We start from the raw sequence: 25,079 nt of genomic DNA on the forward strand, positions 1-25,079 counted from the left end.
TAAGGTTAGAAATTAAGATTTATTCCAAAGTTGTAGACTTTTAGAATCGGGTACCAATAACCGCTCGTATTTCCCATTTCAGGATCTATACTTAAATCCTTTAAACCTGACCAGGTAAATAGGTTCATCCCTTGCGCATAAACGCGTAATTGGTTCAAACCAATTTTTTTAATAAGATCTTTCGGTAAATTATAACCAATCTCTATATTTTTGAGCCTTAAATATTTAGCATCATATAAAAACAAACTACTGTTACTATTTTTATTATTCTCGGAATTGCCAATATGTAGAGCGGGGTAAGTAGCAGTTTCGGCCGTTTCCGGTGTCCAACGTCCCATATGAATTGGTCGAACGGAGCCGAGTTTATCTTGATCAAAAGTCGGGAAATCCCACACAGCCGCATCTTTCAATAAAATTGAAGAATTTAACGCTCCTTGAAACAAAAGACTAAAATCAAAACCCTTGTATTGCAGCGATATTGGTAAACCAAATTGAATCTCCGGGCTCCTAGGATTTCCCATCACTGTGCGATCCCCTAAATCTGTAATTTTACCATCACCATTCAAATCCTTATATACGACGTCGCCAGGTCCTACTGTTCCCCAAGGTTGAAAATTACTCTGATTTAATTTGTCCGCCTCGGCCTGATCTCTAACGAAGTGATCGAAAACATAGACAAAATTTTCATAAAGTCGTTTGCCCGTTGCTTGTCTGTATTCATATTGTCGTGGCACCTCTTGTCGGTAGATCAACTTATTTCTAGAAAAGGTGAAATTAGGTTTTAGAGAAAATCTGAAATTATCCCCAATCATATCTGAATAACTCATCTCAATATCAATACCACGGTTGCGGACCTTTCCAATATTGATCAGCGGAGAGCCTTTACCAACTACGCCAGGAAAACCAATGTCATCCGCCCCCAGTTCAGTAATAATATCATAACGATAATCTTCAAAAACATCAATACTAAAGTTCATCTTATTCTTTAAAAAGCCCATATCAAGACCGATATTGGTTTTTCTAGATTTCTCCCATGTTATATTTTCGTTTGCCAGGCGTCCTTCACGAAGGCCACTTAGTCCATTGTTAAAATTCTGTTCCCCAAAACTATAACCATCTCCTCCCTGAAAAAATGCGAGATATCCGAATCGAGCGTCACCTGGCATTTTATCATTACCCACAAGCCCCATCGAGGCCCTCAGCTTTAAAAAGCTAAGCCAGTCTTTGGTATTCGACATAAATTTCTCCTTGCTAACCACCCAACCCAATGCTCCAGCCGGGAAAAATCCATAACGTTTTCCCTCTATAAAATTTTCGGATCCATTGTAACCAAAGTTAAATTCCGCCAAATATTTTTCTAGATAATTATAGGTAAACTGTCCTGTCATACCTTGATAACGGATATCAACACTGGCTCTTGAATTCGCCGCATCATAGACAGACTGGCTCGAGCGATTGAAAAGCAACATTCCAGTAACATTGTGTTTATCTTTAAATAGACGGTTATAGTTTATTTTTCCTTGAATGAAAGTTCTATTAAAAGGACTACTTTGTGTAAATGAATTTCCAACAGTTTGATCTACCCTATATTTGTTCCCATTTTTATAAGTACCCTCATAGTATTGCGGATTCATAAAAAGATCGATACCATCTGTAGGCTGAAAAGTTGCATAATTGGGATATACCCTATATCCTTCACTATAGGTACCCAACTCGCGTCGGACCCATTGTTGCTCTCTAGCATCATAGGAAAATATTCCGTCAACAGAAAGTCCCTTGGTAATAAAATCCATATTCCAGCCGGCAGCAAAACTGCCTTCCAAATAGGTATTTTTTTCTGTATGATATCCTGATCTAGTCAACTCCCCAAGAACATTAAATCGGTAAATTTGATTACCAAACAACAAGCCCGAGGGATTATTCAGCAGATACCCCTGCGTAGAAGGTTGGCTATTGGGTTCAAGAATGATGGGTAAATACGGGGGCTGTGTCATTGCCAGAGTCATCAATCTACTTGCGGAAGTTCCAGGTGAAGTTCGATTGGTAATACGAGCACCTAAATTGAGTTTTACCCACAAGTTTTTAGTAATGTTGACATCAATATTGGACCTAAAATTATAGCGCTGAAATTTAGGAGAAACATTATATTTAGATAAATCAACATGGTCATAATTATTATCTTGTCCCATGTAACCGCCCATCACAAAATATTTCGCAATATCATTACCACCCCGTATTGATAGATTATATTCGTGCTGAGGTGCAGTTCTAAAAATATAATCGAAATAGTCCCAGTTATAACCTAACCCGTCCGAATTATCACCCTTTGCCCTTCGAAAATTGTCTATAGCATCCTGACTAAATAATTTCAAGTTATCGATATTTCCACCAGACAGCTTCGCATCATTCATTAACGCTTCATTGTAGAGAGTCGCGTAATCTGCAGATCCTAAAAGCTTCGGCAATTGTGCAGGTGTATTTAGTCCATAAGACGCTTTGAAGTCTACGGTTGCTTTATCGGCGGATTGTCCTCGTTTTGTGGTAACAACGATAACCCCATTCGCTCCACGAATTCCGTAGGGTGCCGTAGCTGCTGCATCCTTCAAAATGGAAACAGTCTCAATTTCGTCTGGAGCCAAATAGCTCATATCGCGTTCAATTCCATCCACAATTACAATGGGGGATTGATTACCATAAGTTGACTTACCACGAATAAACAATTCTGAACGATCTACTCCTGGCTCACCTCCAGCATATTGGTTGACAACCAGTCCTGGTAATCTTCCTGCAAGCATGTTATTAATATTGGCTGCAGGACTCTGTACAAGATCCTTAGTCGTAATCGTTGCGACGGCGCCCACAACATTTCTTTTCTTCTGTGTTGTGTATCCAACAACCACAACATCCTCTAGTGCTTTTACATCTTCTACTAGGCTAACCTGTAACGTTGACCTTCCGCCCGCCACAATTTGTTGAGGCTGAAAACCAATATACGAGAAGGTCAATACCGCATCCTTATAGGGAATTTCTATTCGATATCGACCTGATGCATCTGTTTTCGTTGATTTGCCACTCGCCTTAACCACAATGGTGACACCTTGCAAAACTTTCCCTGTCGAACTGTTTAAAACTGTTCCCTCTACAATAATACCCTCTTGTTGGAAACTGAAGTGGCTAGACGCAGCTTTCAATTCGGTCCACAAATTGAACGTGCTACACACCGAAAGCGTAAAAAATAATGGAATTACCTTTCTTTTCATAAATAATAATTAATGATTGGTTTACTAATACAACAATTGGTCGTCAATCAGTTACTTCTTTGAAATGAACAGCCCTCCAAAGAAAACAACCTTAAGCTGATAAACTAATTCGTTTTAGTAAAATTAAAAAGAAAGAAAAGAGAAAGTTGTTAATCGATTGTTAATGACAATTATTGAAATCGACCTCTAAAATAAATCCCACTTTGTAAACAGTTTTAATAGCAACATACCGCGATCTTTTCAGCATTTTTCTAATCTTGCATATAAAAACATCGAGACTTCGTCCCAAAAAATAATCGTTATCTCCCCAAAGAGCGAGTAAGATCTCCTCTCTTTTCAAAACAACATTCGGTTTATTTGCTAAGAATGTCCAAAGTTCGAATTCACGTGGTGATACTACCTGCCGAGATCTATCATTAAATTCTATTGCGAGTAAATTACGGTTAAGTTTAATGTCACCAATATTGAGTTGTAATTGACAAACAACATGTTGCTTAACCATATAATTTTGAAGTTTCAGAGACAATTCTTCAACATCAAACGGTTTTGTTATATAATCATTGCCCCCTAGACGGAGGCCCTTTAATCGATCTGGTTTAGACAGTCTTGCTGTAAGAAAAAGCACAAACTGGTTTTTATTTAGCTGAGAAATATATTCAACGAATTGAAACCCATCCCAGTTGGGAAGTTGTATATCTACTACAAGGATATCATATTTATCAATCTTATAATAAGATATTCCCTCTTCAGCAGACATTGCATGACTAACATCAAATCCGAAATTTGACAGATAATCTATGAGCATTGTCGCTAAATCAAGATCATCTTCAATCAGCAATATATGTCCATATTTTGGTATCATCTATTTTATTATTGGTATTGAAATAGAAAATGTTGTTCCAGGTTGGCTATCTGATTTAACGTCAATTTTCCATCTATGAATCCGCATGACTTCCTTTACGAAAAAAAGCCCCAGGCCCAGCCCATTTAAAGAAGCTTCTTGTTTACCCCGATATCCCTTCGTGAAAATATACGGCAATTGGTTATGTGAAATACCTATTCCATTGTCTTGTACAGTCATCACCACCGTATCTCTAGCGCCAATACTCAAACGAATATGAATATGCTTTATTCGCTCTTTATTATACTTCAGGCCATTATCGACCAAATTGTTTACCGCGGTAACAAACATAAATGGGTTGACAAGCACCCTAGCCTCTTTAACGTTTTGATCCACTAAGATTTGAATCGTCGCACTTTCTGATACTAAAATCGCAAGATCTTGTTCTAATTGATCCATAAGTTCTGCCAAAAAGTGTTCCTCTAGACTCACCTCTTCTTGATTAAACACACTCAAATCAATCGCTTTGTTAACTAATCGATCCAAACGGTTTATCTGACGCATCAAGGTGTCCAAAGTTGTTGACATTTTTAACTTATCATCTTTCGAAACTTTTACCGCCAAATTGGTTAAACCAATTCGTATGGTTGTCAATGGTGTATTGAACTCATGTGTGACATTGTTAATAAAGTCAGAAGCCATTTCTGCCATTCTTTTTTGCTTTATCCAGCTACTATAGGTCATCAAATACAACCAAACAATACCAATTATACAGCAGCCCGACAGCAATAATAATGGGAAAATGGATCTTAATACAGAAAAATTTGTATCAATATTTCCAACGTACAACGTAAAAGCCACACGATTTGACATCTTACTATTTGCAGTTATTGCAATCGACGATACTAGATTGTCTTTGTCAATAAACCGAAATTCCCCTCCAATAGGAATATGCTGATCTTTGCCAAAGTCCAGGATTGGTATAAAGGTCTTCGCATCAAAAGTCACCGAAACATCTCTCAACACAATGGCATAACCAAAGCCTTCACCCAAATTGACTTCGGATCTGATGACCTGGAATAGGCTATCCATCGCAGGATGATTTCGAAGCCGCATTATCAAGGTCTTCGCGATACTATCTTTCAGACTATTGAAAGCATTTCTATCGTCTTGATAATAAGCTCTCAGACGAACTAAATGAGGCATTAAGGTTGAATCGACAAGTTTCTGTCCGCCCGGGAATATCTTATCGTTGGAAATATGCTTATCGTAAACAACCTTAATTTCCTTTTTTTCTTTTTGAAATAGTTCGCCTCTTTTGATCTCATATGATCTTGCAATCATGAGATATTGTAATATCAAAAACAAAACTAAGCAACAGATAGCTATCCATTTATATACACCTGACCGTCTCATTTTTGCAAACAGACTATTATTTGTTCGGTTTATTGCTCATCTCGAAGATTAATTCACCGCCATTTATAATGCTGCTATAGGGCAATAGAAAATCAGCCAATTTCTGCCCATTTAAAGAAACGGATTTAACGTAAACATTCTTCTCAGACTGGTTACGGGCAACTATAGAAAGACTGCGTCCGTTTTCAAGATTAACCTTTGCCGATTTTACCAAAGGACTGCCAATCCAATAGTTATCTTCCCCAGGTGCCACCGGATAGAAGCCTAATGCAGTAAATAAATACCAAGCAGACATTTGTCCACAGTCATCATTTCCCCCTAAACCCGCATGACCATTATGATACTGATTCCGTATGATTTGTCTTACACGCGCCTGAGTTTTCCAGGGACTCTTGGTTATATTGTACAAGTATGCCACATGATGGGAAGGTTCATTTCCGTGCACGTAATTTCCGATAATGCCATCTCGGGTAATATCCTCCGTATGTTCAAAATATTTATCCGGTAATTCCATGGTAAACAGTGAATCCAAATAAGACGCTAAACGTTTTTTACCTCCCATTAATACCATCATTTCAGTAGGTTGATGCGGTACATACAGGCTGTAATTCCATGAATTACCTTCAATAAATCCTTGCCCATGTGTATCCAAAACATCGAATTTCTCCTGAAATTTACCCGCTGAATTCTTCGGACGCATAAATCCAATAGCGGAATCATAGAGTGATTTCCAACTTTCAGCCCTTTTGGAAAAGGTCGTGTAAATATCCTCTTTTCCCAATTTTTTCGCTAATTGCGCGATACACCAATCGTCATACGCATATTCCAATGTATTAGAAACAGATGTTCCCGATACATCTGCAGGAACATATCCCTTATCTATGTAAGCCCCAATCCCCTCGTACTGACGTGTATTTGCTGTTTGTACACAAGCTGCTAAAGCAGCATCCGCATCACCTTTGTAAACACCCTTGAGGATAGCATCAACAATAACCGATACGGAATGATAGCCACTCATGCACCAATTATCATTTGCATAATGCGACCAGATCGGCAACATCTTCAATACACTCTGGTTATAATGAGCCATCATGGATGCCACAATATCTGCATTCCGAGAAGGATTAATTAAATTCAACAGCGGATGAAAAGCCCGATAAGTATCCCACAGCGAAAATGAAGTATAATTCGTAAAACCTTTGGCGCGGTGCACCTCCTGATCCAAGCCTTTATATTCACCATTCGTATCCATATAGACTGTCGGCATTAAGCTTGCATGGTACATGGCTGTATAAAAATTGACCAGGTCTTCCTTGTTCAACATTTCAGCTTCTATCTTATGCAGCTCCTTTTCCCAAGCTTCTTGGCCTTTCTTAACGTAGCCATCAAAATTCCAGTCCGGAGCCTCAGCCTCCATATTGGCCAATGCATTCTTCATGCTTACTGGACTTAAAGCTACTTTCAGAAGGATGGATTCTTGTGCTTTTGTATCAAAATCCAAGTGTAGCTTAATATTGTGCGCTGCAAGGTCGGGGAAATTATTTTGTTGATCAAACTTACGCCAGAAACCATTATACACAGATTTTCCATCTTCATACTTGGCGCCATAATTCTTAAAAGCTTTTGAGGTCTTTATTGCAAAGTATACGGTGCGCGTTCTCGACCAACCGTTTGTTTGACGGTAGCCTACCAGTGTTGAATCGTTCAATACCTTGACAACGGTCCAAACATTCTTGCCATCATAATTATAAATCCCAGCAGTTAGATCTACGATAAGATGTGAAGCGTCAGACTCTTTGAATGTATAACGGTGGAGCCCTACACGTGTTGTAGTCGTTAATTCAGCCTTAATCTGATGTTTATCCAGTAGAACACTGTAATAATTGGCCTCAGCTCGCTCATTGGCATGTGAGTAGGATGATCGATAACCGTCTTGCGGTCGATCAGCTGTACCCGGATTCAATTGAACTTTTCCTTGTGTCGGCATGATCTGTATATCACCAAGATCGGAGTGACCAGTGCCACTAAAATGTGTATGACTAAACCCGACAATCGTCGGATCATCATACTGATAACCAGCACAATATTTATAAACATCACCGTTGTACCGTCCATTGACAGCATAAGATAATGTATCCGTATCAGGACTTAATTGTACAGCACCGAATGGAACTGTCGCCCCCGGAAAAGTATGTCCCATCTTCGCCGTTCCGATGAGTGGTTTGACATACTGAACTAATTTCGTTTCTTGTGCCTTTAATAGATATGGGACACTAATTAATCCCAAAAAGACTAAACTTCTGATATTCATCGCTTATGAATTATAGTGTGGGATTTTGGCTATAATCGGCCCATAGCTCATCAATAGTTTTACCCGTCTCCACTTTCCAAAAAGCATCACTATAGCTTTTGCTACGCATCGCTGCATCCAATTTTTTGACAAAATCCTTCTTTATATGTAGATTGATCCAATACAAAAAGCGCGCTGTAATACGATAAGAATCGGTGTATTTCTGCTTTTCGTTATATTCTGGCAGCTTCCAATTTGCTCCCGCATTATCTATTCCATCGTCAAATCGCACAAAATCGGCTATCCCCTCGGTAATCCACCAAGGGCCCGCCCCGTCAGGGTATGCTTGGACAATATGCATGACTTCATGGGTAACCACATCAATATCGCCCGGATTTTTGGCAAACCAAGCTGGACTGTAACGGACAATCCCGCCCGCTGTCGCTGCCACACCTTTATAGTCCGGATCAATAACGAAAGACACCTTTTTTATGGTCTTTTTATTATATTTCTTGGCTAGTTTAGGATAGTTTGTAAAATATGCCGCCACCAACCTTTCTTTTAAAGGAGCACTAAAATCTTTGTCTTTATTTATCCAAATCAGGGTGTACCCACCTTTACTGATACTATCAACATCCACAGCCACCTTGCGGTCGTTTTCTGTATGTTTCCAGTTGTCCTGCGCGAAAAGTGAACAAGAGTATGCCAAACCAAATAAGGTAACAACTACTTTTAAGTTTTTAAAGTTTATCATAATCCAATGATTATTTCTTTTTGTTCGATTTCAACTTGATATTTGTTTGCAAATCCGTTATCATTGAATAAGGCGCTGAATTTTTGGACGATCCCCTCGTATAATTGGGTTTTGCCGCCATGTCAAAATTAAGTGTGCCACCTTCATGCAATGCTTTGTGACTTAACCAGTTTTTACCATAATCCTTACCATTCATTTGCAATGTGTTTACATATACATTTTCAGCTGAGTTCTTTGGTGCATCAATGGTCAATGTCTTACCATTTTCAAATGTTAATGTCGCTTTTTTAAATAATGGGGCTCCGAGCACATATTCATCCGTCGCCGGACAAACCGGATAGAATCCCAGCGCTGAAAAAACATACCATGCAGAGGTTTGACCATTATCTTCATCACCACAATAGCCATCAGGTGTAGGCTTATACATTCGGTCTATCACTTGACGCACCCAATATTGTGTTTTCCAAGGTTGGCCAGCATAATTGTACAAATATGGCATATGCTGAATTGGCTGATTACCATGTGCATATTGCCCCATATTCGCAACTTGCATTTCACGTATTTCATGGATAATACCACCATAATAGCTATCGTCGAAATCTGGGGACTGAACAAACACCGAATCCAACATGCCCACAAAAGTCTTCTCTCCTCCCATCAGATCGATCAGCCCCTGAACATCGTGAAATACGCTCCACGAATAATGCCAGCTATTTCCTTCGGTGAATGCGTCACCCCATTTCAATGGATTAAAAGGGGCCTGGAATTTTCCATCTTTATTCTTTCCACGCATAAGATTGGTCGATGGATCAAATAAATTCTTGTAATTCTGTGCACGCTTAGCATACAAATCAATCTCAGCCTTCGGGCGGTTCAACGCTTTTGCCAATTGGTAGATCGTGAAATCGTCATAGGCATATTCCAATGTACGTGCTGCATTTTCATTGATTTTAACATCATATGGCACATAACCCAAACTATTGTAATATTCAACGCCTTTTCTTCCAACAGCACTCATTGGTCCTTCGTTATTAGCACCGTGTTGTAAGGCTTCGTATAACTTATTGATATCATAACCGCGCAATCCCTTCATATATGCATCCGAAACGACCGATGCAGAGTTATTTCCCACCATGATATCGGCATATCCCGGACTGCTCCATTCAGGAAGGAAGCCTCCTTCTAGATACGCGTTAAGTAAACCTTCCTGCATCTCCTTATTAATGGAAGGATACATAAAGTTTAAGAATGGGTACAACGCTCTAAAAGTGTCCCAAAAACCTGTTCCTCCAAATAAATAACCGGGAAGTGTTTTTCCATTATATGGGCTGTAATGTACAGCCTTTCCTTGCGCATCAATTTCATATAATTTGTTCGGGAAAAATAAGGTCCGATACATCGTCGAATAGAATGTACGCAGTTGATCAATATCATCACCTTCTACTTTAATTTTTCCTAAAGTCGAATTCCAGATCTGACGTCCGTCTTCTTTTATTTGATCGAAAGATTTGTTACCTAACTCATTTAAGTTTAATAAGGCTTGCTCGGCACTGATAAAGGAAGACGCCACTTTCACCTGCACTGGTTTCGTTTTGTCTTTTACCTTAAACCCGACGATTGCACCAGTGTGATCACCTTTGATCTGAAGTTGCCCATCCTTCTTCTCTTTGCCTTCCCAAGTAGCGACACTTGCAAAAGGTTGATCAAAAACCAAAACAAAATAATTCTTGAAATTAGCAGGTAGTGGGCCGCGTGCATATTTCGAAGAATAGCCAATTATCATATTTTTTTCTGGAATAATCTGAACTTCAGATCCCTTTTCATAAGCATCCAAAACAATATAAGCATCGTCTGTTTTATTAAACGAGATCCTAAACATGGCTGCGCGTTCTGTTGGTGTCATCTCTGCAGTCACATCGTGATCTGCTAGATAAACCGAATAATAATACGGTTTTACAATCTCCGCTTTATGTGAAAACCAGCTCGCACGTTCATCTTGATCAAATACAGGCTTTCCAGTTACAGGCATGATAGAAAAAACACCGTAATCATTCATCCAGGGTGATGGCTGGTGAGTCTGTTTTAATCCACGAATCTTATCAGCAGTATATTGATACTGCCATCCGTCGCCATTTTTCCCTGTTTGTGGTGTCCACATATTCATTCCCCAAGGTCTCGCAATCGAGGGATAGGTGTTACCATTGGACAACTCAAATTTGGATTCGGTACCCATTAATGGATTAACAAGATCGACAGCTTCTAGCTGCTGTCCTCTAAATTTCTGAGCCAAAACCGGTTTTGCGTAAAACAAACCCAAAGACAATAACGACCCTAGAAAAACACTTAAAGATTTCTTCATTATTTAGGATATATAAAAATATTTCTACTAAAACGTATTAGTAAAGATATAAAAAAGAATATTAAATCAAAATAAAGACCTGGAATTGGACAAACACGTCTTATGATTTTTACAATTCAATTTCTATATATCCATTTGTTGTCCCTTTTTATCGCTTGATCAATTTGGTCGAAATGACATATTCTTTTGGTATGGATATCCCCTGATCTATTTCCTTTAACAAAACTTTCACACAAGTTTTAGCCAGAGGTTCCAATGGTTGCTGAATACAGGAAATTTTAGGAATCAAAATATCAAATAATTCATGGTCATCAAAAGAAAACATCGGAAAATTATAGCTATTCTCAGGTGCCGACCGTAATACCTTCAATCCGAGAATACAAAGATAATTTGTGGTAAAAAATAGACCATCTAAGCCTACCTGCTTAGCAGCCCAATTTTTCAACATACGTGAACCTTTCTGCTTCAGGTGCTGATAAGGTAATTGCAGTATACGAGGTTCCATTCCATATGTGTCACAAAACGCCAAATAAGCACGCTTACGTGCCAGCATTTGTGGTTGATCCGAATCGATGGTTACCAGCCCAAAATTTCTACAACCAATAGATTTCAAATAGTCACATGCATTCTTCCCACTAACTTCATTGTCAATATGTACATAATGGGTTTCCACTGTTGGAGAATTTCTATCAAAAACTACCAGCGGAACCTTATGTTCCAATATTTTGCGCTGATATTCTTCCAGATCTACTGTCGGAGCCAAAATAATACCCTCCACTTTCTTTTCCAACATCGAATCGATGATATCGCGTGCATTTTGCGGATCTCCAAGCGTACTACTGTAGAGGACATGATAATTTTTCTTTCGGAACAATTCCTCTACATACAATGCAAATGGACCAAAAAAAGAATCCCCAATATTCTCTACAATTAGACCAATAGTATTTGACCGTCCTGTTGCTAAACTCTTAGCGAGTGCATTGGGTTTATAGCCAACTTTTTCAACGTATGCAAGTACGCGGCTTTCCAATTCCTTGCTAATGCGTGCTCGCTCGGCTTTGTGATTGATGACTAACGAAACAGTTGATTTAGACACATTGAGTTCCTGTGCTATTTCTTTAATTGATTTGGCCATAAGAGCATTTTCATAAAATTAGGGTGAAATTAGAAAATAAATATGAACATATCGGAGATTACAATTGATAGCACACACTAAATTATTACACAATCGTATGCGCGAGAGTCAAAAAAGGCTTAGATTGACAATGAAGACTGTTTAACTAATACTTTTATGCCTCGATAAATAACGACCGATATGGCCTAAAAGGTATTTTTGCTTAGATTTAAACTTCATTTTTCATGAATAGCAAATGTCTATTACAAATAGATGTATAAAAAAGGAATACAAACCATTATTGATAACCATCAGAATTTCTTAAAAGATTAAGATGACCATTATCTAAATTAGTGGCCTATCCTAACCAACAAAGAGATTTGATTTGACGAATGAACTAGATGCAAATGAAAACACCTTTTATGTTATCTTTTCTGATGATGTTAACAGCCATGGCCGTAGCGCAAGAGAAAGACAAAAGACCCAATATCATACTTATTATGGCGGATGATCTTGGTTATGGAGACCTTGGGGTATATGGTCAGCAAAAAATTGAAACGAGGCATATTGATTCATTGGCTGCCAAGGGAATGAAATTTGATAACTTCTACGCTGGTACATCTGTATGCGCTCCGTCGCGGTCATCGTTAATGACAGGACAGCACACCGGCCATACCTACGTACGCGGTAACAAAGAAATTGAGCCCGAAGGACAACAACCGCTAGCCGACTCTGTACAAACTTTCGCTATGCTTCTACAACAAGCAGGATATACAACCGGTGCGTTTGGAAAATGGGGACTTGGCATGGTCCATACAACAGGTGCTCCTGATCAAAAAGGATTCGATGAATTCTATGGCTATAACTGCCAACGTCAATCCCATCGCTACTACCCAACTCACCTCTGGCATAATAACGAAAGGATAGAACTCCACGGCAATGGTTTAATGGCCCAAGGACAGTATGCTCCAGCATTAATTCAAGAAAAGACCTTGAAATTTATTGATGAAAATAAAGAAAAACCTTTTTTCCTTTATGTACCTACAGTTCTTCCTCACGCCGAATTATCGGGTCCGGATGACAAATATTATCAATTATATGCAGACAGGTTTGATGAAAAACCACATAAAGGAAATGACTATGGCCCACAAGCGACTGTTTCCGGTTACGCTTCGGTAAAAAAACCTCATGCCATGTATGCGAGTATGGTAAGCCGTATGGATGCTTATGTCGGTCAAATTGTTGATCGGTTACGCGAAAACAAGCTATTGGATAATACAATTATCATTTTTACAAGCGACAACGGATCGCACAAAGAAGGCGGAGCCGATCCCAATTTTTTCAATAGCTCTGGCGGGTTACGCGGCAACAAACGCGACCTCTATGAAGGTGGCATCAAGACCCCTTTCATTGTTTATTGGCATGATAAAGTTGCGGAAGGAAAAACCTCAAACTACCTGGGCGCTTTTTGGGATATTATGCCTACGATAGTCGAGCTTGCCGGGACAAAAAAACCGCATTATACAGACGGAATTTCATTTTTACCAACACTGCTAGGTAAAAACAAGCAACAAAAACAGCACCAATACCTGTACTGGGAATTTCATGAAGATGGGGGTCGTCAAGCCCTGCGCCAAGGAGATTGGAAACTTATCTTACAAAAAGTGACAAGTAGCCAACCTACAGCCGAACTATATAATCTCAAACAAGACCCAAAAGAACAACACAATATTGCCCAGGAAAACCCAACGAAAGTAAAAGAATTACGTCAGCTGATTGAAAAAGCGCATATCGAAAGTGATATTTTCCCATTAACAAGTGTAAATATGCACATAAAATAAGGTTTGGGGAGTAGCAAACTGAGCGTTATTTTCCCCAAAAAACATTAAAATTCCGGAAAGTATAGCAACAGGAAAAAGATACCAAGAAATAGAAATGATTGACTTCCTATACAGGCACAAAAAAAGATCCTAGCCCACTGTAGAACTAGGATCGTATAGATAAAGAAGTACCGCCAACAGATACCATTTATCAATGAATCGTTAGCTTATTATCCCAACTGAGGATCAGTTTTCGAATGGTTACCCGTTTCTACGCGACCAGCGAACTGACGTATAAATTTGGTTCCCTCAACATGCAGCGTCACATCATACCAACCATGGGTTTTATGAGATTCCACAATCCACTTCGTAGATTTCCCTGCCGCAAGTACAATCGATTTCTTCCATGTACTATAAGCATTATCTTCTACATGTACACGGAATGATTTTTCCCCGTGATTATGAACCTCCAGTACAAGATTACCCGTCAAAAGACCTTTCTTCCCGATTTCATAGGTCGCTCCAACAGATAAGGGTTCCTCCTGTCCTTTAAATCCGCGCATAAAACCATTAGGTCCGTACACTGTTAAATCGTAATGGTGATCTTTAAAGTCTGCCAAGTTCCAGTCAAAGCTTAGTTCCTGCCCAGCGACAACTGCAAATGGCCAAAATCTCACACCTTCCTTATAGCTGGGTCCACTATAGACATTAAATGGGCTGTTTAGCGATTTACTACCAAATACCTTATTGCCCGCCTCTAGTGTCAGATGAATCTGATTGTGTTCCTTAGCAAAAGAGTCCTTAACATAAAGCTCGTACGCCAGAGCGTTGGAGTTTTTCTGACCTTTCTCCTGTCTTGCCAACAGCTTCGAATGACCTTTAGACCGCAATCCTGCTACATCCTCTTTCGACCAAACATGAAAATTATTGGGCAATGGTTTCGCTTTCGCCTGATCAATCGCATAGATCTGCTGATTCCGATCAAGGAAAGGCAAATTAACAGCATTCGATCCTTCAGCTTTCCGAAATACCGATGTCAAATCACCTGTGATGGCCCGGCGCCACGAACTGATATTCTCCTCTTTCACATGCTTGCCCAACTTTTTTTCAAAGAAATGCTCCATAAACTGAATCGTCGATGTGATATCGCAAATCTCCGAATTGACCCAACCGCCTTTTGACCAAGGTGACGCTACAATTAAAGGCACCCGGTAGCCCAGCCCCACCGGACCTTCCGTTGCATTACTTTTTTCTTCACCATCGGCAAGCTCCTGGGCTAAACTCACATATTCGCCACTATAATCCAATTCCGGTGAAGTTTTTCCAGAACGATGATCTGCTGGGTTAGGTGCTACAAACGGAGGGATATGGTCAAAATAACCATCATTCTCATCATAGTTCAGAATAAAAATAGTCTTCTTCCAGATTTCGGGATTTTCTGTCAGAATATTTAAAAGCTCCGATACATACCAAGCACCATACATAGGTGCACTCGGATGATCTGAGAAGCTTTGTGGTGCGACAAGCCAAGATACTGCAGGTAACTTCCCAGATTTCACATCATGTCTAAATTGGTGCAAAACATCCCCCTTAGGAACTCTAATCTTTTCACCCTCCTGTGCCACCACGCTTGTCTCACGATAGAAAGAATCACCCTCATTCGTTTGAAAAGCACGTTCATGCAAGGTACGCTGTTCTTTAGGAAGCTGCTGAAAAGCATGATCCGTAAGACGTGCCAAATGTTTTTGGTAGCTATTCAGCTGCTCCTGCTTCTGCTTAAGTTTATTCTGTGTTTTTTGGACACTCTCAGAGCTATTATTCGCTAATGCCTTTTCAAGTTCTTGAATTTCAGCGGGTATTTCTGCCACACGTTTACGCATAAAATCAAGATGGCTTTTCTTGAATTCAATATGATATTGCGCAAACCATTCCAAATTATTGTCTGTAAAATTTCCCAACAGATCCTCACCGTCTAAGCCACTTTCTATACTGACTTCATTTTGGTAGACTTTCCAGGAGATCCCTGCTTCTTCCAGTCGTTCCGGAAAAGTCTTCCAATGTGCCCAACGGTTAAAATAGATATCTGAATTCCGCACCAATGGCTTTGCTCCTTTGTGTGGTACGCAGGTTCCTGTCCAGAAAAAATGGCGATTGGTTGTTGTACCTGTAATGGACGAACAGAAGTGCTGGTCACAAATGGTAAAGGCATCAGCTAACGCATAATAGAAAGGAATATCCTCCCGTGTATAATAACCCATTGTTAGCGGAATTTCTTTCAAGACCTTTCCTCCTGGACGCTTCGCTTCAATCCAGTTATCGTGTTTTCCCTGATTACGGGCTGCCATCTGATTTTCCCAGGAATGTGGTAAATTTCCGGTCCAGGCAGCATTTGAATTTTTGATATCCAGTCGGAACGGCGAATAGGTCTTACCTGCAGCCGACGATTGCAACCATACAGGGTTACCACTAGGCAATTTAATCGCCCGTGGATCATTAAACCCTCGAACCCCACGAAGTGTTCCAAAACTATGATCAAAAGAACGATTCTCTTGCATTAATAATACAATATGCTCGGCATCTAAAAAGGTACTTCCAATGATCGGTTCAATAGCCAATGCACGTTGTATGGCATCTGGCATAGCACTCTGTAAGCCAAAAACACCAGCTAACAAGGAAGCCTTCTTAATAAAATCTCTTCTGCTATCCATAAATAAATTTGTTATCTCTCTACTAAATTCAATGGTCTAAAGCGAATATATCCATTCGCTGTCGTTTTTAATGTAACGTTTTTAACAAAAATCCCCGCAAACGATTGATCTCATCTACGGGGATTGTTTTTTTCGAAGGACTTATTTCAAAAGCCACATCAATTGGTTGATCTCATCATTGCCTTTATATTGGCGCTGCATTGCCTCGTCCAAATTTGCAGAATTATAATTGTACTCTAATGATGGGTAACGCCACCGCATCGGTATTTTATCCGGTGCGACTGAATTCAAACTTGATGTTGGATTGATTTTCCATTTAGGATAGCCCGTTCTTCTGTAATCATAATATGGAGTCATACGCCCCTGCAAGTAACTGGCTAAATATTTTTGTGTCATAATAGCCTCCAGTTGTGCTTCAAGTACGACCGGAAATTGATTTCCATAAGTTGCTACTGCTGTATTGATGTAGTTGGCATCCAATGGCATATTATGGGTATATTGAGCCGTATTCGGCGTATTATCCGCTATAAATTTCATTGCGGCTTCAATTCCTTTCTTATACCAATTAACGGACGATTCGGCAACCCAGCCCCGTGCGGCAGCTTCAGCTATCACAAAACATAGATGTGCATAACTGTATTGTTGTGTTGGTTCACCACTAACTAGTTCCGTATAACGGTCATTCAATTTAGAATAATCATTTTTCTTCTTTAACTCAGCAATTTCACTAAAGGAAAGAGAAGGATCTGTCCCTATGTACGCGCTAAAATCATTAGACTGTTTGCCGTTTGTGATCTGTAATGCGGAAGGATTCGCATAATAAAACAATCTTCTATCTTGATATTGTTTCAATCGGTCAATAACCTCTGTCGAAACAATAGGATAAATAACAAAGCTATTACTAATCTTATAGAAAGGATAAGTTTGGCTGGCTTTGTCCTCATGAACGACCTGAAAATTATCTGCATTACTACCAAAGATCGGTTTACTGGTCAAGATTGATTTAAAACGATCTTTTATCTTTAGATCGGCATCACTTTCTTTTTTGCTTAATTGAATAAGAACATTTAATGCAAAGCTGTTTACCAATTTGCGCCATTTCGTGATATCTCCAGCGAACAATGGATCACCATCAAATTTTTCACCTTCCGAAAAGAGCTTATCTGCAAGCTCCAACTCGTTCAAAATACCCAGAAAAACATCTTTTTGAGTATCATATTTAGGGAAATAAACTTTATCCGTTTCCCCTTTTAATGCATCTTTATAGGGAATATCTCCAACACTCATTGTCCCCTCGTAAAACTTCATGGCACGAGCAAAATACATCAGACCATTATATGAGTTCTTGAGTTTTTCACTTGTTGCAAACTCTCCCATAAAATGAGCATCGTTGATCGAAGTCATCGAGATATCCCATTCGCCGAGGCTATTGTATTGATACCCCTCTGTTAATTCTGTCCAAGCAATCTCTTTGGTAAGCATATAAGGCTGCATAAAACCTTTAGTTGAGGACTGGCGTGCCAAATTTAATATTATACGAGTAGCCAACATGGAAGGTTTAACCACGGATGGTGTCTCAGGATTAGTATTGATCTCATCAAACTTGGAACAACTTGTCGACACCGCCAAAGTACCAAGGGCGATATACGTCAATAATCTTTTCATGTTCATATTTGTTTTGTAGTTTTTAAAAAGTTAGGTTAATATTAAAACCAATGTATCGCATCGATGGTGAACTTAAATCCTCAGACCCCACATCTGGATCAGAGAAACGAAACTCTTTCGTCCACAACAATAAGTTTTGCCCAGTCACGCCAACACTTGCACGTTTCGCTTTAAACTTCGAAGCGATCTTATCGGGCATTCGGTAACTAAGCGACAATTCACGAAGTTTAATGAATGTTTCGTCCCAATAATTCCATCGGCCTGAATAGGCTCGTTTGTAATACCCCTCATATGAAACCACTTTATCATTTGGAGCAAATACACGCGTATCCTCTGTAATCTGACCGTATTTATCATAGGTCACACTACCGGAAACAATTTTCACACCCGGAGCGATAAAGGTTTTATTGCCATTAACCACTTCCTCATAACGGTATGGTGTATCTGAATCAGGATGAGAACCTGTCTGCCATAAACGACCATTCATTGTTGAGTAGGACATCCCTTTAATTCGACCATCTAGGCTAAAACCAAATGAGAAGTCTCTATAACGAAACTGATTTGAAAAACCCCAAAACCATTTTGGCGCAGTATATCCTATTAATTGATTGGCATACTGAGCTGAAATTGGCATCCCAGAACTATTTAGTATCATCTGTCCATCCGGAGAACGCTCCCAGTCCTTATATTCGATATAATCGGCCCGCAATCCTTCCTTAACATATAATGCATCTTTTGAATATTGAGGATCCAACTTGTGGAAATAGCGCATGTTCTGAGAAAGGTTCATCGTAATATCCCACTGGAAATTTTCACGCTTAATCGGTGTACCTCCCAATGTGATTTCATGCCCTTTAGTCATCTCCTCTTCCTTTGTATTGATCAAACGCTCCTCAAATCCGGTAGTTTTTGAAATCTTAGCTTTGACAATCTGATTGTGTAATAAGCGATAGTAGCGGGTATAATTACCATACAACCGATTGTTCAATACCGCAAAATCAAACCCGAACTCCGTCAAATCACGTTGCGTAGGTGAAATCGAATAGTCTTTGATAATATTCGGATAGGAGGCTGTTGGCAGGCCATTCCAAACATTGCTTGTTACCGTAAAAGTTGAATTTATCTCATATGGATTCAGTACGGATTTTGTAATCGCCCAAGATCCCCTTACCTTGAACATATCCAACCAAAGAGGTTTTGATGGAAGCAGGTCCGTAACAACAACACTTCCCGAAACTGAAGGATAAAAATAAGAACGATGATCCTTTGTTAACGTTGAAACCCAATCATTACGTCCAGTAGCTTCCAAAAAGATCGCATTTCGCCAAGACAAAGAAAGACGTCCATAAAGCCCATTTCGCATTTCTTTAATACGGGACTCAACCGCTTTCGCCGGATCGATTGAATTCCGTAATGAATAAAATCCTGGAATTGACAAACCGTTAACTGTATTCGCGATCAAATTATTATCCTTGCTGTAGAAAATAGACCCCCCTAATAATCCATCAACTCCCCAGTCGCCAAAATTTTTCTTGGCAGTAAAAATCGCATCGTTCGTAGTCGCAAAGCCATCATAATCGGCTTTCATATACTTCCCTTTACTATCAAAACCACCGAAATCTTCAAATCCGCCCCGTGTTCCATATATTCCGATCGGATTTTGCTGTGTTCTTGACTTGCCATAATAATCATAACCCGATCGCACCATGAATTTCGCCCAATCGTTAACCTTATAATTCAACGTAACAGCGGCATTCACCTTATTGATCAATTCGGGAGTAGTTTTTTCGTGCGCGATCAAGTACGGATTATCATACCACCCTTTATACATCCAGTTTTGAGACTGGTCTTTCACTATCCAATAGTCTTTGTAATCTTTCAAATTATATTCGGGGCCGGTCCACACTAAGATATTATAGATGTATCCTTGATCATTATAGCCGGAACCAAAATTATTAGAGGAAGAACTTCGGTTATACCCAAGCCTAGTCTCTAAGTCAAATTTCTCACTGATCTTTGTTGTTCCTGTCACCGAAATATTTGTCAGGTTCAACTTTTGATTGGGATACTGTCCTTTATTATAAATATGATTAATGGATGTTCTTATGCTTCCATGGTCCCCTTGATTAGTAAAGCTGACAGTATTATTGGTGATAAACCCTGGTTCCAAAAAGTTTTTAAAATTGTCCTTACCCCTTGACGTAAGCTCACTTACTTCATACTGTTTGCTAATTGGATTCCATTGTTCGGCAGTTCGGCCAATATCCAATTTATCCCCCCAGACATAATCATCATTGTTAAATTTTCCGGACTCTCCCGAAGAATAGCTATGCTGCACCTCAGGCAACGCAAGATAGCCTGAAAAGAACATATTATTGGTATTCACCGTAATCTCTGTTCCTTTCTCTGCTAAACCTTTTTTGGTCGTGATCATGATAGCTCCTCCTTGTCCCTTACTTCCATAAAGGGCGGTAGCGGTAGCTCCTTTCAAAACGGTCATATCCTGGATATTGTCAACAGGGACATCCCTTAGGTCCATATTTTCGTAAGCCACGCCATCAATGACCAAAATAGGTGTCAGTCCACGTACTTCGATTTGTGGTGTTTTGTTAAATTCTGTACTATTCATAACGCGTACACCAGAAATACGTCCGGTCAAAGTCGTCCCGACATCTACTCCTTTCACACGCGTCAAATCTTCTCCCTTCACACTTTGAGTTGAATAGCCCAAAGCCCTTTGCTCTCTTTTTATACCCAACGCTGTCACAACAACCTCTTCCAATGCTTCGGAGGATTTGGCTAGTTTAATAGTCCCTGCTTGTGCCGCCAAAATTTCAATACTTTCATACCCTATATAGGAAATTTGAAGGATCGCATCGTCAGCGGTATTTGGCAATTTGAAAACACCATTGCCATCCGTAGTAACAGCAACAGCAGTCCCTTTCACACGTACTGTGACACCAGCGATAGGCTGACCTGTTTCCTGATCGACAACCTTACCCCTAATCTCGTTGGAAACAGCGGAAATCGGCTTATCATTCTTACTTCTAACATCATTATTGGTTCTCTTCGAGACCACATAAAGCTTCTCATCAATTTTCTTGACCTCCAGATTTCCGTCCGAAATGGTCTGAATAAATTGAACAATCTGCTCCTTTTTCAATGTACTCAAATCAGCTAAGTCATTGACTTTTTGATTTGATATCGAAGCGTCATAGCCAAATTTGACATTAAATTTTTGTTCCATTCGTGTGAGGATTTTCCCAATTCCTTCACTGGTAGAAAATTGTGATGCCATGGTCTGAAGTGCAAGCGACTGAAAGAGCAAAGCACTCCCCATAAGTTTTAAATAGTAATTGGTTCTTTTCATAAATTACTTTTTATGGATAATTATTTGATTAAATGCGGTATTAAGCATCGTAAGTGATTTTTCTAGATCACTTGCTGGTAGATAACCTGTATAACTTTCCGTCCGGAAAGAGTCTATCAATTCGAGGTTACTATCCGGATAAAGGTTATTGAGATCGGCGACGATCTGGGTAAGAGGAACTTGATTAAACGATAAAAGATCACTCTTCCAATTTGTTGCACTGGTCGTATCTGCTTTGGATACATCAAATTGCTTTTGTCGCTCATCATAGGCAACTTGCTGCCCAGGTTTCACAATGGAATATTCCTTCCCGCGAGATACACATACGCGGCCATGATTTAATACCAAACGGCTGTGCCCCTGCGAACAGTTTAAGTTAAAGGCTGTGCCCAGCACACGAACATCAAAGTCGCCCGAACTGGCTATCACAAAAGGTTGCTCAGGATTTTTGGCGACTTCAAAAAAGGCTTCGCCTGAAAGTTTGATCCGACGTAAACTGTCTGTATCAAAATCTGACAACAATTCAATCTGTGCTCCCTGTCGCAGAGAAACATGTGTACCATCTGGCAGTACCAGCCTCTTCACAAATTTTGTCGGATTAGAATAATGGACAGTTGCGTAGGCTGCGTTCTTATGCTGCTCCCCAAACTTAAATTGAAATAAGAAAGCAAGACCGATCAACAGTAAACAGGCAGCGGCGGAAATGACAGACCAACGTCTTTTCCAATTAGGTACTACACGCGTCGTCAATGGCGTACCTGTAATCGTAAAGAAGATATCTTCAGAAGTTGTTTTGTTCAGTTCACAATCACGATCATCTAGCGCAACAACCTCCTCCACATCTGGAAGTTCATCCCTGTCACAAGAAGTCAGTAAATCAAGAAATATGGCGTTTTCCTCGGGACTAAGTTCTCCCTTAAGGAATTTTCTATATAAAGCAGCTATTTTGGAATTCATCATCTATGCCCATCTTTAAATACATATACGTACCTCGATGACCAGAAGACGATGCGGCTCTAAAAAATATTTAAAAAAATCAATAGGGCTATTGAAATCTCAAAATGATCAATAATATATTGCCGAACAAACTTGTTGCCTTTAACCAATTGATCACGGACGGTATTAACGGAAATCCCAAGCCTATCTGCAATTTCCTGATTATCCAAAAACTCTTCTTTACTCAAAAGAAAAATCTCGAGTCGCGCTTTCGGGAGTTTTGAAATGGCCTCACGATAAACGCGCTCCAAATCTTTAAACCGAATAGCTTCCTCATTCGAATTGTCTACCAATTTGGTCTGATCGATGTCTGTCGCCTGAAATTGGAATCTGACCTTTTGTTTTCGCAATTCGTCAAAAACAAGATTTCGGGCAATCGTATAGAGGTAAGACTGCGGATTTTTATTCCCATCTAATTCTGCCCATTTTTTCCAAATTCGGGAGAATGTTTCCTGGACTAAATCTGCGGCAGCTGGCTCTTCTTTCAGATGTAAATAAGCATATTTATACACTTTGTCCTTATACAACAAAAAGAAAGTTTTAAAATCCAGGGCATTATTATTTTCAATAGGCATTCTTCATCACATATAATTGATCATACAAGTTTAGTGAGAATTTTTTAAAATATGCCCATGAAATACGTAGGATGTGTGGCATGTAAGCTCAAGCAATATAAGTGGTAACAATTTAATTATAATGAATTTATATTAAATTAACACTAGTATCATGGGGTTTTCGATCAACAAAATAATAGCCAGAAGACCGCGCAATCTTATACAACAAAGAATAGCCTGACTTAAATACATAAAAAAGTTCCATTGCAGGTAGACAATGGAACTTTTTATGTATTCCTATAGTTCTTTAGTCGACTACACAAGTTATTTTAACAACGGAAATGGTCCCAAAAAATAAGTTCCTCGCTTATAGAAACGGAGAAAGAAATCAAGCACCGCATCGTTCACTGGAAAGAAGAACTGCTTATCCACCTCCGCCTTAAATAGATTAACATAGTACTTCGGCAACTCACTTGGGAAGAAATCTTCAACCAAAAGATTCAAAAAATACCGTGCATAAGGTACCTCACTTTGATCATCTTTCTGTACAAAGTTGTTATTCTTTAATGGAAAAAATTCCGCTATACCGCCAAAAACTTCCAAACCCGTTTTTGGATTAAAGAATACCGTAACTTGGGCATCTTCCGTAAGATCCAAATTTGATTCTGGAAGTGGAGATTCTTCTTTGCTCGGGTATTTTTGTTGATACTTCTTAAAGAAATCTGTTGCAAACTCCTTCACTTCTTTTCCTTCCATAAACGCAACAGCCGCCTTATGTTCTGACTGGAACAATTTGCCCATATCTTTCAGCTGCTTTTCCGTTTTCTTCAAGCTCTTATCCTTACCATTCAAGGCCTCAATGCGATAAGTCATCTCATACTGCTCCGGTAAATCAAAATTTACCTCATCGGTATTCACAACGGTCATGATTCCAGAGAGATTCCAAGCATCTTTCCATGGCACAATTTCCATATAGAAAGATAAGGTTTCGGTAGGTTCAACAAATTGCTGTATAGAGTCCTTAAAGATTTTAAATGCTGTCTTTGTACCGATATGTTTTACATGCACATAAAGCTCGTCCGCTTTTACATATTCAAAAAAACTATTAATACGATTACCTAAAGTTTTGACAATACCATATAGCGCATGTTCTTTGCCAACCACCTCAGCTACAAATTCAGATGCCTTCAATGCAAACAGATGCAGTCTGTAATTATTGAAATGGTTATCTCGAACGCGATAGATCATCTGTTGTAACTGATTCTGATCGTGCTGATATCGCCCTATCTCCGCAACTTGCATCAAATGATTGAGATTGGTGTTATATTCACCCGCTGTCAGGTAATTTGTGGCAACAAGCTTTTCAATAAAATTACGGACTTCAAAATAGTTCGCCCCTTCGTCCAGAACATATTCTAGTTTTAACTTTTCATTTTCAGGAGCAACTTCATAATGTTCTTCCAAGATCGAATAGGCCAAATCTGTAACCAATTGGATCAAACGACCACGGGGATCAATAAATAAATGTGGGTTGCGTTCACTGAAAAACAACCAGGTCAATACAGCAATATCTTCACTATTAATATCCTCAGCATAATAATCCGTTAGGTCATTATCATTATAAAAAGGCAAAAGTTGATTGTATAGTTCTGTATGAATCGTTCTAAAAGCAGCAAAAATTCCTGTTTTCGCAATAACGTCTTCTAAATAACACGTTAGATAGATACTCAATGTCTTTAAAGCATTGGTATGGATGAGATCATTTGTCTCTTGCTCCTCAAACCATAGTGTAGATAAACTATCATTGATTTCATTTGCAACGCGTAAGTAATAACTATCTATTTCGTTTGTTTTTTGATAAGTATGGTGTGCTATCCAGTCTTGAATAAAAATTCTGTTTCCTCTCATATGAAAAATGCTAAAACCAAAAGT

General features: G+C 39.3%; 14 protein-coding genes. 1 reads left to right on the forward strand and 13 read right to left on the reverse strand.

The annotated features are described in order from the left end of the window. Positions 1–5 precede the first annotated feature (5 nt). The 7 genes from IQ31_RS05090 to IQ31_RS05120 all read right to left on the reverse strand — a co-directional run bounded on the left by IQ31_RS05090 (position 6) and on the right by IQ31_RS05120 (position 12,055). Positions 6–3,260 carry a SusC/RagA family TonB-linked outer membrane protein gene (locus tag IQ31_RS05090; protein WP_145327289.1) on the reverse strand — a complete coding sequence of 1,085 codons (3,255 nt, stop codon included), beginning with the start codon at positions 3,258–3,260 and terminating at the stop codon, positions 6–8. 160 nt (positions 3,261–3,420) lie between these two features. After that, a complete protein-coding gene (locus IQ31_RS05095) occupies positions 3,421–4,122 on the reverse strand; it encodes a response regulator transcription factor (protein WP_145327290.1) in 702 nt (233 codons plus the stop codon). Next, entirely contained in the window at positions 4,123–5,445 is a 1,323-nt protein-coding gene (locus IQ31_RS05100) for a sensor histidine kinase (protein WP_158638793.1), read from the reverse strand. An 88-nt stretch (positions 5,446–5,533) separates the two neighbouring features. Beyond that, positions 5,534–7,828, reverse strand: coding sequence for a GH92 family glycosyl hydrolase (locus IQ31_RS05105; RefSeq protein ID WP_145327292.1), 2,295 nt, complete (start codon positions 7,826–7,828; stop codon positions 5,534–5,536). A gap of 10 nt (positions 7,829–7,838) precedes the next feature. Beyond that, on the reverse strand, positions 7,839–8,561 hold the full coding sequence (locus IQ31_RS05110) for a basic secretory protein-like protein (RefSeq protein ID WP_145327293.1): 723 nt from the start codon (positions 8,559–8,561) through the stop codon (positions 7,839–7,841). Positions 8,562–8,571: 10 nt separating this feature from the next. Next, positions 8,572–10,920, reverse strand: a complete 2,349-nt coding sequence (locus tag IQ31_RS05115; RefSeq protein ID WP_145327295.1) for a GH92 family glycosyl hydrolase — start codon at positions 10,918–10,920, stop codon at positions 8,572–8,574. Between the two features lie 148 nt (positions 10,921–11,068). Continuing rightward, the gene (locus tag IQ31_RS05120; protein WP_145327298.1) at positions 11,069–12,055 is read right to left on the reverse strand and encodes a LacI family DNA-binding transcriptional regulator; all 987 of its coding nucleotides are present in this window, start codon (positions 12,053–12,055) and stop codon (positions 11,069–11,071) included. A gap of 386 nt (positions 12,056–12,441) precedes the next feature. On the opposite strand from IQ31_RS05120, the gene IQ31_RS05125 reads away from it, so the two are divergent. After that, positions 12,442–13,875 carry an arylsulfatase gene (locus tag IQ31_RS05125; RefSeq protein ID WP_208734114.1) on the forward strand — a complete coding sequence of 478 codons (1,434 nt, stop codon included), beginning with the start codon at positions 12,442–12,444 and terminating at the stop codon, positions 13,873–13,875. A gap of 209 nt (positions 13,876–14,084) precedes the next feature. Here IQ31_RS05125 and IQ31_RS05130 read toward each other — a convergent pair whose 3' ends face one another. The 6 genes from IQ31_RS05130 to IQ31_RS05155 all read right to left on the reverse strand — a co-directional run bounded on the left by IQ31_RS05130 (position 14,085) and on the right by IQ31_RS05155 (position 25,055). Then, on the reverse strand, positions 14,085–16,562 hold the full coding sequence (locus IQ31_RS05130) for a phosphocholine-specific phospholipase C (RefSeq protein ID WP_145327302.1): 2,478 nt from the start codon (positions 16,560–16,562) through the stop codon (positions 14,085–14,087). A gap of 141 nt (positions 16,563–16,703) precedes the next feature. Then, positions 16,704–18,227: a SusD/RagB family nutrient-binding outer membrane lipoprotein gene (locus IQ31_RS05135; protein ID WP_244294342.1), complete on the reverse strand. Its 1,524-nt coding sequence runs from the start codon at positions 18,225–18,227 to the stop codon at positions 16,704–16,706. A gap of 22 nt (positions 18,228–18,249) precedes the next feature. After that, complete coding sequence (locus tag IQ31_RS05140) at positions 18,250–21,597, reverse strand: SusC/RagA family TonB-linked outer membrane protein (protein ID WP_145327306.1); 3,348 nt, start codon at positions 21,595–21,597, stop codon at positions 18,250–18,252. Positions 21,598–21,600: 3 nt separating this feature from the next. Then, complete coding sequence (locus IQ31_RS05145; protein WP_145327308.1) at positions 21,601–22,557, reverse strand: FecR family protein; 957 nt, start codon at positions 22,555–22,557, stop codon at positions 21,601–21,603. Between the two features lie 56 nt (positions 22,558–22,613). Further along, positions 22,614–23,168: an RNA polymerase sigma factor gene (locus IQ31_RS05150; protein ID WP_112374012.1), complete on the reverse strand. Its 555-nt coding sequence runs from the start codon at positions 23,166–23,168 to the stop codon at positions 22,614–22,616. 303 nt (positions 23,169–23,471) lie between these two features. After that, the gene (locus tag IQ31_RS05155; RefSeq protein ID WP_145327310.1) at positions 23,472–25,055 is read right to left on the reverse strand and encodes a DUF3843 family protein; all 1,584 of its coding nucleotides are present in this window, start codon (positions 25,053–25,055) and stop codon (positions 23,472–23,474) included. Between the last annotated feature and the right edge of the window lie 24 nt (positions 25,056–25,079).

This window comes from Sphingobacterium siyangense (genome assembly GCF_007830445.1).
Taxonomy (GTDB): domain Bacteria; phylum Bacteroidota; class Bacteroidia; order Sphingobacteriales; family Sphingobacteriaceae; genus Sphingobacterium; species Sphingobacterium siyangense.